We start from the raw sequence: 12,751 nt of genomic DNA, 5'->3' as shown, positions 1-12,751 counted from the left end.
ATACTCACAGGCGACAGTCCGGCAGCGATTCAACATTATTATCATCGACGATCTTCGCTCTGATAGAGCAAAGTCGACGGGGACCACTAGTTGTCCCCGTTGCGTTGCCCGCCCATTCCCATGGCATTAGCATTACCCTTCATCGCGCCCATTCTTGTGCCAGCCGCCTCGATTTCGCCCTGCGTGATCTGTCCGTCACCATCAGAATCGAGGTGTTGAAAACGGTCAACCATGCGTTCGCGCAGCGCGGCCATGTGCAGGTTTTCAAACTCCGCTAGCGTCAATGCGCCGTCTTTGTCAGCGTCGAATTCGTCGATTTTGGTGCGCATCGCGACACCCATGCTCTGGCCCCCGTCACCGGGCATCATCATGGTCATCATATCACGATCCATCATGCCCATTCTGGTTTGCTCCATACCTTCGCCCGTCATTCCCGCCATATGCATCTGCATCATCGAGCGCATAATTGCCTGATGGTCGCCACCCATCATGCCCATCTGCGGGTCACCGCCCTGCATCTTCATCCCAGGCACCGACGGCGTCGCTTCTACCTTTTTGTCATGTCCGTGGCCGCTGTCGGCCAGTGTGGCGTTTGCCAGCCCAACCGAAATCAACAACCCGAGTGCAAGCGCTTTCTTATTTGTCATCCTTCTTCTCCTTTTTTGAAGTCTTTCCAGATATTGGGAGCCGTGACGAACTGGTAAAGGTTTTGGAGGGCAGTAATTTGTAATGAAATGTCACAGCGCTTCGATATGATTTGAGACGACGCGATCCTCAGCTGTCTTCACCCAGAGTAGGTAAATCCAGTGAAGCTCGAGCGCTCAATGCGCTTCTACTAGATGCGGCTGAAGGATACAAAAGACGGAATGCCTGGATAAAGTACTGGCTGATCCAATCGAATGAAGACGTCAGCGGTAACCGACGTCGGATGATGTGCCGTGCCTGATCTGCGGAGAGCGTTGATTATGTGCTATGGTCCCGCGTGATAGCCGGTATCCTGCTCAATTCTATCTCGGTTTTGGCTTCTCTGTCGGTTTCGTTTTTCGTGCCATGGCAAGACTTTCCCATCATCTTAAACATGAGCAAGTGGACCCCGATGCAAAGCGCTATGGGTGCAAAGATACCCAAATTAGTCCAAAGCTGGGCAATGCTGCCACCGGCAAGAAAAAATGCTGCAACTGGCAACAACATGACTGCGCAGCAGGCCATCATCCCGTAGTGCATAAACTTGGACGGAGCGTCTGTCTTTTCAGCGTCGATATTGGACATGGATACCTCGTAACTGTTATTTTGCTAGCACTGTCGAAGCTTCCAGTAAGGGAAGGTCAAGGATACATTCGGGTAAATATTGCTTCTGGCGTTCTTTCAGCCTTCGGACATTATACATTCTGAACGTGCATCAGTGCACTTGCGGACGGCACACGGGCATGTGAGTGGCTTTGCACCGTGGTGTAATGTTTAACTCGAAAGCTTGGTCGCTTAATGAGACGTAGTCGAGGAATTTGGACCCATGTTGAACAGACGCCATTTTGTAGTTTCGGCCGCAGCTTTGTTTTCGCCCCCTATTCTGAGCACGGCGTGGGCAGCTCCGACATCAAACAGATCGAAATGGTCGGCATGGGATGCGCAGGTGACACCCGCCGACTATGATCCTGCAACATCAAATCCATGGGGTTTTCACCGGCGGTTCCTGCCTCAACGTGTGGAGGCGAATGCAGGTCTGACACCCGGTGATATTCATGTCGATGCAGTCGCAAGGTACCTCTATCATATTGGTGATGATGGCACGGCGATGCGCTATGGCGTCGCAATTGCACGGGGAAACCTCTACGAACCGGGGATCTATACAATTAGGCGCAAGGCCAAGTGGCCGATCTGGACTCCGACTGCGGCTATGATCAAGCGCGACCCGGACCTCTATCAACAACACGCCGAGGGAATGGATGCTGGGCCAAAAAACCCACTCGGATCGCGCGCTTTATATTTGTATGTTGGAAATAGAGACACCTATTTGCGTATCCACGGCACTCCGAGCCCAAAGTCCATCGGTGGCCGTGCCAGCTCGGGATGCGTTCGTATGGTAATGGCCCATATCAACGATCTTTACGGGCAAGTTTCCACCGGATCGACAGCTTATCTGTATCCGCCCGAAGATCGAATATCAGCCCAAAGCTGACCATCCGCGCATCTAACACGCAGCTGCTTGCGTCGATACTTGATTAGCCTAGCTGAGCTTCGTCAGGTAGGCGGGTGCAAATTGGCCGTCCATTCCGCGCCCGTAGCGGCAGGAATGTAGTCTCCACTTTTCCAATGTGACGATATACGTAGCATCCGTCCAATGGATCAATTCGGACGGCTTTCAGGTCCTGAAATGGAGCGGCGATCGCGAGCACACCTTCTGGCAATTCAGTAATGAACTGATCGGATGGATTTCCACCACCGTTTTGAATGTTACCGCATGACGCGAGTGTTAGCGTTGCACACCCAAAAAGCCAGACCGAGATTTTCATCGTTAATGCCTCCCACAATCTCTTGAACTTGATCGACTTTTGTTTGGAACGCTAGACCTTTCCGCGCGCACTCTTTGGCAAGCCACTGAAAGCGCGTGGTTCGTTGTCTTCGTAGCGATGAGTTATCTCGTCAACTTTATGCACGTTAAATCAGTGAACCACGTTTCCTTTGGCCATCATCAAATGATGTTCTTGGTGATGGGCGCCAATGGTCATGAGGCCAATGAAGCCCAAGGCCTGAATCTGGGCTGGATTCCCTTCCACTCGCATAAGCACACCGCCCTCGACTTCGGTGACCAATACGTCCCACCCGGTTTCTCCTTCGAGAAATGGTGCATGAGTAGGAACCATTGCCATGATGCCCCGAAGGGTGCGCTCGTTTCCTGTAACTGAGAAAATGGCACCTTGCGGCGTTCGCTCGGTCGATACATCTGCGCCGATGGTAACGAGTTCCATGTCGATTAGATGCTGACGCAGTGTTTCAATATCGACCCGCGACCAGTCAGTTGTCGGATCGTCTTTCAAAATGCCCACAATCTCGGCGATCGCAGCAAACGCTGACTGGCCGGATTCTTTCGCGCCGGAAGATGTGTGACCCATGTCACTGGAATGATCGTGTTGCGCCATCGCGGCCGTCGCAGTTACGAGCGCCAAAGCGAGCCCTAAGAGTAGTTTCACAAGTGGTTCCTTTCAGAAAATGAAGCTCACAGTATCAAATCTCTACATATCAGTTTATGATTTTGATCATATGATACCTGCACCGTTTAACCTCTTACCGCCAACCTCTGCGGCACTACTTGCAGTGCGGCGAGGCAGTGTATTGTTTCGGTCTGGAGACACAACTGTGGGCTTGTTCGCATCAATTGATGTTGACGTGCATTTGGTTCGAATGGGGCAGGATGGGCAATCGACTATAGTCCATCGCGCCGCACCAGGGACGTGTTTCGCCGAAGCCTCGCTGTTTTCGGGAACCTATCATTGCGATGCGATTGCGCAGGGTGATGGGTCGGTTTACCGGATCGACAAGGGTGCGGTATTGCTTGGACTTCAATGTGCGGAATTCGCCGAGACCTATTGTCAGGCTCTCGCCCTGCAAGTGCAACAGATGCGTCAGATCAGGGAAGTCCTTGCTATTCGATCGGCTGAAGAGCGTGTCTTTGCAGGCCTAGCTGCGGGATTGCTTGTTGGTAAAGTGATCGATTTTGCCGCAACGATTTCCCTGACCCATGAGGCCACTTACCGGGCACTTCGTAAGTTAGTAAAACAGGGGAGGGTAGAAAACACGCGGCGTGGCTTCTACCAGTTAAATACGAAGCGATTGCCTCAATAGCTGACTGTTAAGGCTCTCCCAAGGAATGGTTTAATCCAACAGACATCGTGGTTACCAACACCACGACTGCAGCACAAAGACCAATGGCGGTAACGGACTTAAACCAAGTATTTGGATTTACTGCGGCTGAGCCTGAACTTTGATGAAGCACTGTAAGGTAAACAATGAAAGCTCCGGGTAGAGTGCTGTAGAGATAGACGCCCGAGATGTTTTCAAACAGAAAGGCACGCTCGAGTGTGGGGCCGACGACTTGCAAGGCAACTCTAGGGTCTCCACCGAAGGACGCGAAAAGATCCGCTGACAGGACGTAGATCAACACATGCAACAAAACAAAAAGTAGTGCGCGGGCAAGCACGTCTAGGAATAGATAGTGCGGTCTCTTGCTGCCCCGTTGTCGTTGGAACAGTGCCAACGCGAAGAATCCCGCGTAATTTACCGCAAAAATCACTGTCACACCGTTGGTCAGAACTTGCCGCGCGAACCGAAAAAATGCCGCCTCGTTCGTGATGAGCATCGCGCCCAAGCCGGGTGACAGCACGACATAGAAGAGCAGGACCGGAAATAAGCTAACTGCACTGAATACCAGCACGTTCCAGCAAAAGCGCAGGAACGGCAGGTCTGTGTCAAAGTACCTGTTCAGCATGACCGACCAGAGCAAGTCAGTTGTGTCTCGCGAAAACCAGCGTTGAGCCGTCCTTGAGGACAAGAACTACATCGTAAGCCTCGCGCTCATCGCCAATGTCCATTCCGGGTGACCCCATTGGCATCCCGGGAACTGCAATGCCGTGCGCCTCTGGCGCTTCGGCCAGCAGGCGGCGGATGTCTTCGGCGGGCACGTGGCCTTCAATGAAGTAATTGCCAATTGTCGCTGTGTGGCAGCCTGAAAGATCGGGCGTGATACCAAGCTGAGCTTTCAAAGCATAGAGCGTGTCTTGGTCAACATCTTGGACGACGGCCTTCAATCCGGCTTGACGCATCTGTTCGACCCATGCGGTGCAGCACCCACAGGTAGGAGACTTCATGACCCTCAGGGTCGGTGATCCTGCGGCGAAGGCAGGTCTGGTGGCTAGGTAGCTCGCCGCAGCTATGAGCAAATGTCGTCGTTGCATTTGTTATTGATCCTTTCGATAGGCAATATCTAGGCTTGGCATACAGAATAGTCGAGCGAGGTTCCCATTAATCCTTGTTACATTTGGCTACAAACACGGCATGGGTCTTTTGGGCTTTCATTGGTTATAAAGCCAACATGACTGACATTCCGCATATCCTTGTTGTCGACGATCACTCAGAGATCCGCAAATCTGTTTCAAGTTATCTTGAACGAAACGGTATGCGCACCTCGAGCGCGGAGAACGCGATAGAAATGGACACACAACTCGCCCGAGCCAAGTTCGATCTGATCGTTCTGGATGTGATGATGCCGGGTGAAGACGGCTTGAGTGCGTGTAAGCGGCTAAGAAAGGAGGGTAATATTCCAATTCTCATGCTGACGGCACTGGGTGAAGACAATGATCGAATTGCCGGGCTTGACGGGGGAGCTGATGACTACTTGGCGAAGCCGTTTAACCCAAGAGAGCTACTTGCGCGGATCAATGCGATACTGCGCCGGACGCAGAGCATTCCTGAAATCGGCGCTCTTGCAGGCAAGACCATCCAGTTTGCCCACCTCAAACTGGATTATGACGGTCGCACCTTAGTTGCGTCTGATGGGACACGCACGCTTTTGACGTCAGGTGAGTTGAAGCTGCTTGGTCTTTTGCTTGAACGACCTCGTATGGTTCTGAGCCGCGACGAATTATTGGAATTGAGCGCCGGACGTACAGCAGGGCCGCTCGATCGCACCATAGACAATCAGATTAGCCGGTTGCGCCGCAAGATCGAAGAAGATGTCCTTCGGCCCCGTGTGATAGCGACAGTACGGAACGGAGGTTACAGCCTGACCTGCGACGTAGAGATTTTATCGTGAGGGCTTTAGCGTTCAAGCTACGCACCCAGATCGCGCTTCTCGTGCTGGGTGTCCTATTCGTGGCACAGGCTCTCAGCCTGTGGTTTTTCGTCGATGAGCGCAGTTTAGCCGTTCAAGCAGCTATCGGCGCAGAGGCAGCAGGGCGTGCGGCGAATGTCGCCCGGTTGATTGAAGGGGCACCCTCGGACCTTCATTTCCAGATCATCAGTGCCGCGACATCGCCGCTTGTTCGGTTTGATCTATCTACTCAACCAAAGGTCACTCATGAGCACGAAGATCAGGGCGTTGCGGTTGAAGCACGCCTTCGCGCCTTACTTGGGGACAGTTACAGTCGAGATATTCGAGTAGAGGTTCATGAAACCGAGCAAGGCCTGCTTCCATTGCCGAACCTTTCGCCTGAAATGGCCGAAATGCATGCCGAGATGATGCAGGACAGGTTGGCCGCGATCGAAATGGAGCTCTCTATCGCTTTGGCTGGAGGGCAATGGTTGAACGTCGGCACCCGGTTTGAACGTCCGCCGCTTCAATGGTCGCTAGCTTCGAACGTGTCGTTCGTAATCACGGCGTCATTGCTGTTGGTGGTCAGCTTCTGGTTTTTATTAACCCGATTGACTGGCCCACTGAACACTCTGGCAGAGGCGTCGGAGCGTCTCGGCCGAGGCGCAGGGGAAGGGCCATTACCCATTGTGGGCCCCAAGGAAGTGCAAGATCTGACAAGAGCGTTTAACACGATGCAAGATCGCCTGACACGGTTCGTGTCAGACCGCACGCAGATGTTGGCAGCACTCGCACATGATCTGCGATCCCCTCTTACGGCGCTCAGGGTTCGAGCGGAAATGGTTGAGGATGAAGACACCCGTGTGTCGTTGGTTGCCTCAAGCGAAGAGATGCAACAGATGGTTGAAGCCACGCTAGATTTCGCAAAAGGTGTCGGACAACATGAAGAAGTTAATCCGACCGATGTGAGAAATCTGATAGCAGGTCTTGAGGCGCCGGGACTGTCCTTGCTTAGCAACGAGGCTTTGGTTGTACCCGTTAAACCAAGTGCGATGCGGCGGGCGCTTCGGAACTTAACGGAGAATGCCATACGTTACGGAAATGAAGCTAGCGTATCCTGGGAGGTGGTGGGCCCTGACGCGGTGATCTGGGTGGATGATAGAGGCCCCGGCATACCAGATAGTGAACTTGAGGCGGTTTTTGGGCCCTATGTGCGTTTAGAAACCTCGCGCTCACGCAACACTGGCGGACACGGGCTTGGACTTTCGATCGCGCGAAGCATCATTCTGGAACACGGTGGGGCGATTTCGCTGTCAAATTTACCGGAGGGTGGATTGCGCGCTCAAGTACGATTGCCATTGGAACTGGAAATGCAAGCTTCCTCCAATACGGAACATCCCGCGCAAGAGAACCACACCAAGGGTTTGGATGTTCGTAACCATTTGAAAGCATAACAGGTTTTTGAGTGCGGGTATATTCGAACGATTATCTACCCGTCACTTCGGCAACCGCTTGGCGATACATTTCGTTACAAAAATCCACCTCTCAAACTGTTCAGAAATGCCTTCCAAACAGATAGCTTGCCGCAACTGCAAGTAACTCAACAAGGCAAGTTTGATGTCGATAAAAATTGGAACTGTGACCCGCCGCAGCTTTATTTTGGCGTCTGGTGCGGCAGCATTGTTTGCGCCCTCTATACTCCGCGCTCAGGCGCTGACAGCGGTCCGTCGGAACCTATCGTCTTTCCTGACCCATGAATGGCAGGACCATTTTGATAAAATCGGGAAGGGCATTTTGCTTTCGGATACCAAGTCGAAGGTTCTGCAGCATTGGACCGCCGACGGTGAAATGCGCATTTATCCAACATCGGTTCCAATCTCTGATGACCTGACCAAACGTGGCTATACTGAAGTGGTCGAGAAACGGGTCGCCCCAGGTTGGGCACCAACACCTGCGATGCGGGAACGCAATCCAGAATGGCCAGCCTATATTCCGGGAGGTGATCCGTTAAATCCGCTTGGTTCGCATGCTCTCTATCTGTCATGGCAATACTACCGTATCCATGGGACGCAGGACACACGCAAGATCGGGCGAAAATCATCGAATGGTTGCATTGGCCTGTTCAATGAGCAAATCGCCGAAGTGTTTGCCCGTACGCCAGTTGGAACTCAGGTGAAGCTTCTGTGATGGCGAAGTCAGGGCTTTTTATAGCGGCGTTTCTTGTTGTCGCCGGAGCTGCGATCGTGTGGCAGCAAGTGCAACCGGCTCCATCGGAGGGGCACTCGATGACGCCCCCAGACCTGTCTCAGGTCGCGGAAGGTGGCCCGATCGTGCAGGTTACGATTCCCGCAGAGTTTTCCTCCAACGCTCAGATAGGAAAACGCGTGTTTGACGCCAAATGTGCGGACTGCCATGGCGTGAATGCGGCAGGTCAGAATGGTGTCGCACCACCCTTGGTGCACAAAACATACGAACCAAATCATCACGGGGACGGATCGTTTCTATTGGCGGCTAAAAATGGAGTAAGGGCGCATCATTGGCGGTTTGGGAATATGCCACCAATTGAGGGATTAACCGACGCGGACGTAAAGATGGTCGTGGCTTACGTGCGCGAATTACAGCGGGCCAATGGAATTAACTAGTCAAAAAGGGTATCGGAAATGCGAGCAAGAGTATGGATAACATCGGCACTGATTGCATTAACAGGCGTTGCAGCGTTCGCGCATAGCGGGGCAACTGGTATCGTGAAAGAGCGCATGGACGGTATGTCTGCTATGGGCAAAGCCGTAAAAATATTAACACCAATGATGCGTGGGCAAACGCTATATGACGCGGCGAAAGTGCGCGCCTCGGCCGACGTAATGATTGCGCATGCTGGGGAAACGATGACGCGCCTATTCCCCGAAGGAACAGGCGCAAAACTTTCATCAGCCTTGCCAACGGTCTGGGAAGACTGGGACGGCTTCACTGAATTGGCGAAGAAACTGAAAAGCTATGCTGAAGGCATGAAGCTAGGGGCCGACAATGGTCTGGCTGAAAATGCGGTGCAACAGGGTTCATCAATGATGGGCGGGACGGCAAGCGCTTCAATGGGGGGCGGCATGATGGGTGCTGAGCAAGCTATGACGCCAGAAATGCTTGCGTCCATGCCAGTGGATATGGCGTTTACCGCTGTCGTGCAGACCTGCTCTGCATGCCATCAGAAATTCCGCGCGGAGGAAAAGTGAACTAATGCGGACTTGGGTGTGGGTACTCTTCGCCGGAATATGCAGCGGGTTAGGTGTGACCGCTGCAACCGTTGCTTGGCCAATTGGCAATAGCGTAGAGAAGATTTCGCAGGCTGGGGACGTTGATCGCGGTGCCTATCTGGCCCGTGCCAGCGGGTGCATTGCTTGCCACACCAACACAGAAGACGGCGGTGCGCCTTTGGCTGGAGGTGCGCCTTTAAAAACAGACTTTGGCAAGTTCTACCCGCCGAACCTGACCACCGATCTCGAGTTCGGGATGGGCAGTTGGACCATAGAGCAATTTGCCAAAGCGGTCCGGCAAGGAATTTCGCCAGACGGTGACCCTTATTACCCCACATTCACATATCCGTTTTATGCCAATTTTACCGATCAGGACATCGCGGATCTTTGGGCCGCGTTTCAGACGGTGCCAGCTGTCAATCAGTCGACACTGCCACACGATACGGCTTTTCCGTTCAATCAGCGGTGGGGGCTGAAACTCTGGCGTGCTGCCTTCCTTGCTCCAACAAATGTAGAGCCCGTTCCGGACAAAAGTGATGCTTGGAACAGAGGGAAGCTTCTCGTCCGGGGGGCGGCCCATTGCGCGGCGTGCCATACTCCACGCAACCTTGCAGGTGCACGAATTTCGTCCAAACGGTTTACAGGCAATGCGTTGCTCCCTGTTGGCGGAAAGGCCCCGTCTATTTTGCCTGATGATCTTGAGGCCGAGGGTTGGAACGTGGACGATTTAGCGTATGCCCTGCGGTCCGGCGTAACTCCTTCTGGTGATGTATTTGGCGGGTCCATGGCGGAAGTGGTTCAACTCGGAACACGCTTTCTAACTGACGATGATCTGAAAGCCATGGCGATCTATATCATGGACAGCGATATCTAGAAGGGAGCGATTTCTGTGCTCAAACTTGATCGACGTCGATTTCTATCGACAGCCAGCGCATTTGCTATGCTGCCAGCTAGAATGTCTTTGGCGGCCTCCGCTTCAGTCGAGTTGAATGCGCAGGTTGCCGACATTCAACTGTTGCCAGAGGGATATGGGCCAACGTCGATCTGGGGATTTGAAGGAACGGCACCGGGGCCAGAAATCCGGCTTGCGCAAGGGGACCGCCTGCAACGTCTGCTGGTGAATTCCCTGCCAGAGCCCACATCAATTCATTGGCACGGAGTGCGGATCGACAATGCGATGGACGGTGTGTCCGGCCTGACCCAAAAGGCCGTTCCGTCTGGCGAGATTTTTGAGTATGATTTCGTCGTACCCGACGCGGGAACCTATTGGTATCACGCGCATAACAAGTCGTTTGAACAGGTAGCCCGTGGGTTATCCGGTGCTTTGATCATTGAAGAACCCGATGAGATCGACGTGGACCGCGAAGAGGTGTTGATCCTCGACGACTGGCTGCTTGATCCCGATACCGCCCAAATCGTGGGTGATTTCGCGGCACCTCATGCAATGAGCCATGGTGGCCGAATTGGGAACTACATCACAACTAACAGCGTCTACAATCTGGCACTGGATGCACGGCAGAACGAGCGGCTTAGACTGCGTCTGATCAACGCTTCCAACGCCCGTATCTTCCCTTTGCGGCTGGATGGTTTGGACGGCTGGACCGTTGCTCTGGATGGCATGCCGCTTGTGAAGCCTCTACCGATAACGGACACAATTGTTCTGGGGCCTGCTCAACGGGTCGACCTGATTGTGGATGTGGTGGCCAGCGAGGGGGAGACTGCGCATGTCGTCCACCTGGGCCAAGGCGATGCATTCAGTCAGGTGGCCTTTGAGGTGCGCGCGGGTGGTGCCGTCAAGCGTCGTGGTGTGCCATCGCCACTGCCCCCTAACGCGCTATCCATGGTTGACTTGGGAAAGGCGAGAGCAATGTCTTTGACGATGGAGGGCGGTGCGATGGGTGGCCTTCGATCTGCAACCTTGGGTGGTGACTCAAAATCCATGGGTGAGATCGTGGATGCGGGCCGTTTCTGGGCTTTCAACGGTGCGGCTGATGGGATGGATGGCCCTGCCTTCGCCGAACTTTCACAAGGTGAGCATGTCCGCATCGCCATTGCCAATGACACAGCGTTTCCACACGCCATGCACCTGCATGGTATGCATTTTTACGAGATCGGTAACGATGGAAACCTTGGAGCGTTGCGTGATACCACACTGATTGAGCGAGGTGATACCCGCGAGATTGCCTTTGTGGCAGACAATCCGGGAAAGTGGTTGTTGCATTGTCATATGCTGTCTCATGCAGCTTCCGGTATGAGCACGTGGATTGATGTGGCATGAAGCGCTTCTTAGTATATGGCGGGCTGGCGATAATGGTTTTTGCCGTTGGGGCTGCGCTCATCTGGGATAGTTCGATTGCCAACCCTCCGACTGTGGCAGACTTCCCGATCAACATTGCTGAAGGTGAATCGCTGTATCTGGAAAGCTGTGCGTCGTGTCATGGCGCTAATCTAGAAGGTCAGGAAGATTGGCAGAGTCCAGGGGATGATGGTCAATTGAAAGCACCACCCCATGATGAGACGGGCCACACCTGGCACCATCCTGACAGCTTACTTTTTACGTACACCAAACTCGGTGGAAAAAAGACGCTGGCGGCGCAGGGTATGGAGTTTAATAGCGGCATGCCAGGTTTCGGTGATCAGCTCAGTGACACTGAGATTTGGAATATTATCGCTTACATCAAGTCCACATGGCCTGACCGTGTTCGCGCTAATCAAGCAGAGCGCACAGCCGCTGAAAGCATTTCGCAAGGGGAATAGACATGAAAACACATTTCGCAAGCATCGCTTTGCTACTTTTGCCACTGTCTGCCCTTGCTGACGGGCTGGACAAGGGTCGGATCAAGGAATTGGTTCTTGAAGCCATCCGAGAAAATCCTGAGATCATTCTAGAAGCTGTGGGCATCATCGAAGCTCGCGAAAGCGCGGCAAGGGAAGCTGCGTCGGCTGAAGTTCTTTCCACCCAGAGGGAGGCACTTGAGCAAGATCCCAATGCGCCCGTGCTCGGAAACCCTGAAGGTGACGTCACGGTTGTGGAGTTCTTTGACTATAACTGCCCGTACTGCAGACGCGTGAAGCCGCATATGGAAGCTCTATTGGCTGCAGATGACAACGTACTTGTCGTGTACCGCGAATGGCCAATTCTCGGCGAGGGGTCAGTATTCGCTGCAAGGGCGGCATTGGCGTCGCGTGCGCAGGACAAATATGAAGAATTTCATTGGGCAGTGATGGCTTTGAATGGTCGGGCTGAGGAAGACTCTGTGATCCGCGCCGCCGAACAGGTGGGTCTGGACATCGCGCAGTTGCGTCGAGATATGGACGCGCCAGAGGTTGCCGCGCATATCGAGACATCGATGCGCCTCGCGCGTGCGCTTGGATTCAGCGGGACGCCGTCATTTGTCATTGGCGAAGCACTGGCTCCGGGCCTGATCGAAGCGGATCAGATGATTGAGCTTGTCAAACAGGCCCGCGCCGCTAACTAGAACTGTCTGGTTTAGCACAAAGGCCTTAAGCCGCCGTGGCCTCATAGCCAGCATCTAAAATGGCTTGTTGCACATCGGCCTGCGCAAGCCTGCTTGTGACCAGAACGTTGCGCGTTTCAAGTTCTGTCGTAACTTCTGCTGTTGGGTCTTTGGCCTTTATTCCTTTTTGAATTGCCGCCGTACAGTGGCCGCAACTCATCTTTGGGACATGAAATTTCATC

Annotated in this window: 17 protein-coding genes; 11 read left to right on the top strand and 6 right to left on the bottom strand. The window is 53.4% G+C overall.

The genetic code is table 11. The features are described from left to right. Positions 1-86: 86 nt before the first annotated feature. The gene (locus THALAR_RS15985) at positions 87-647 is read right to left on the bottom strand and encodes an EF-hand domain-containing protein (RefSeq protein ID WP_021102633.1); all 561 of its coding nucleotides are present in this window, start codon (positions 645-647) and stop codon (positions 87-89) included. Between the two features lie 316 nt (positions 648-963). After that, positions 964-1,269, bottom strand: coding sequence for a DUF2933 domain-containing protein (locus THALAR_RS15980; protein ID WP_040819059.1), 306 nt, complete (start codon positions 1,267-1,269; stop codon positions 964-966). Between the two features lie 241 nt (positions 1,270-1,510). Here THALAR_RS15980 and THALAR_RS18210 point away from each other — a divergent pair, with 241 nt between their 5' ends. Then, complete coding sequence (locus tag THALAR_RS18210; RefSeq protein WP_021102632.1) at positions 1,511-2,176, top strand: L,D-transpeptidase; 666 nt, start codon at positions 1,511-1,513, stop codon at positions 2,174-2,176. 484 nt (positions 2,177-2,660) lie between these two features. Here the strand turns inward: THALAR_RS18210 and THALAR_RS15975 are convergent, their stop codons facing one another. After that, on the bottom strand, positions 2,661-3,188 hold the full coding sequence (locus THALAR_RS15975; protein WP_040819056.1) for a hypothetical protein: 528 nt from the start codon (positions 3,186-3,188) through the stop codon (positions 2,661-2,663). Between the two features lie 19 nt (positions 3,189-3,207). Between THALAR_RS15975 and THALAR_RS15970 the strand changes: the two genes are divergently transcribed. After that, positions 3,208-3,840 (top strand): Crp/Fnr family transcriptional regulator, encoded by a 633-nt coding sequence (locus THALAR_RS15970; RefSeq protein WP_051153788.1) that lies wholly within the window; start codon positions 3,208-3,210, stop codon positions 3,838-3,840. Positions 3,841-3,847: 7 nt separating this feature from the next. On the opposite strand, the gene THALAR_RS15965 is transcribed toward THALAR_RS15970, so the two are convergent. Next, positions 3,848-4,483 carry a hypothetical protein gene (locus THALAR_RS15965; RefSeq protein WP_051153786.1) on the bottom strand — a complete coding sequence of 212 codons (636 nt, stop codon included), beginning with the start codon at positions 4,481-4,483 and terminating at the stop codon, positions 3,848-3,850. Positions 4,484-4,499: 16 nt separating this feature from the next. Next, positions 4,500-4,949: a DUF411 domain-containing protein gene (locus tag THALAR_RS15960; RefSeq protein WP_040819053.1), complete on the bottom strand. Its 450-nt coding sequence runs from the start codon at positions 4,947-4,949 to the stop codon at positions 4,500-4,502. Between the two features lie 137 nt (positions 4,950-5,086). On the opposite strand from THALAR_RS15960, the gene THALAR_RS15955 reads away from it, so the two are divergent. From THALAR_RS15955 to THALAR_RS15915, 9 genes are all read left to right on the top strand, one after another. Further along, complete coding sequence (locus tag THALAR_RS15955; protein WP_021102629.1) at positions 5,087-5,806, top strand: response regulator; 720 nt, start codon at positions 5,087-5,089, stop codon at positions 5,804-5,806. Next, positions 5,803-7,257, top strand: coding sequence for an ATP-binding protein (locus THALAR_RS15950; RefSeq protein WP_021102628.1), 1,455 nt, complete (start codon positions 5,803-5,805; stop codon positions 7,255-7,257). Before THALAR_RS15955 ends, THALAR_RS15950 begins: the two co-directional genes overlap by 4 nt. A gap of 163 nt (positions 7,258-7,420) precedes the next feature. Beyond that, a complete protein-coding gene (locus THALAR_RS15945; RefSeq protein WP_021102627.1) occupies positions 7,421-7,990 on the top strand; it encodes a L,D-transpeptidase in 570 nt (189 codons plus the stop codon). After that, positions 7,990-8,445: a c-type cytochrome gene (locus tag THALAR_RS15940; protein ID WP_040819047.1), complete on the top strand. Its 456-nt coding sequence runs from the start codon at positions 7,990-7,992 to the stop codon at positions 8,443-8,445. Before THALAR_RS15945 ends, THALAR_RS15940 begins: the two co-directional genes overlap by 1 nt. A gap of 102 nt (positions 8,446-8,547) precedes the next feature. Further along, a complete protein-coding gene (locus THALAR_RS15935; RefSeq protein WP_021102626.1) occupies positions 8,548-9,030 on the top strand; it encodes a c-type cytochrome in 483 nt (160 codons plus the stop codon). A 4-nt stretch (positions 9,031-9,034) separates the two neighbouring features. Beyond that, positions 9,035-9,925 (top strand): c-type cytochrome, encoded by an 891-nt coding sequence (locus THALAR_RS15930; protein ID WP_051153783.1) that lies wholly within the window; start codon positions 9,035-9,037, stop codon positions 9,923-9,925. A 66-nt stretch (positions 9,926-9,991) separates the two neighbouring features. Next, positions 9,992-11,329 (top strand): multicopper oxidase family protein, encoded by a 1,338-nt coding sequence (locus tag THALAR_RS15925; protein ID WP_051153782.1) that lies wholly within the window; start codon positions 9,992-9,994, stop codon positions 11,327-11,329. Continuing rightward, positions 11,326-11,808, top strand: a complete 483-nt coding sequence (locus THALAR_RS15920; RefSeq protein ID WP_040819033.1) for a c-type cytochrome — start codon at positions 11,326-11,328, stop codon at positions 11,806-11,808. The genes THALAR_RS15925 and THALAR_RS15920 overlap by 4 nt, the downstream gene beginning before the upstream one ends. Before the next feature lie 2 nt (positions 11,809-11,810). Next, complete coding sequence (locus THALAR_RS15915; RefSeq protein WP_021102622.1) at positions 11,811-12,530, top strand: DsbA family protein; 720 nt, start codon at positions 11,811-11,813, stop codon at positions 12,528-12,530. Between the two features lie 25 nt (positions 12,531-12,555). Here the strand turns inward: THALAR_RS15915 and THALAR_RS15910 are convergent, their stop codons facing one another. Beyond that, positions 12,556-12,750: a heavy-metal-associated domain-containing protein gene (locus THALAR_RS15910; RefSeq protein ID WP_040819409.1), complete on the bottom strand. Its 195-nt coding sequence runs from the start codon at positions 12,748-12,750 to the stop codon at positions 12,556-12,558. Position 12,751 lies beyond the last annotated feature (1 nt).

It is taken from the genome of Litoreibacter arenae DSM 19593 (genome assembly GCF_000442275.2).
In the GTDB taxonomy this organism is placed as follows: domain Bacteria; phylum Pseudomonadota; class Alphaproteobacteria; order Rhodobacterales; family Rhodobacteraceae; genus Litoreibacter; species Litoreibacter arenae.
This window is presented reverse-complemented; position numbering and strand designations above follow the sequence as displayed.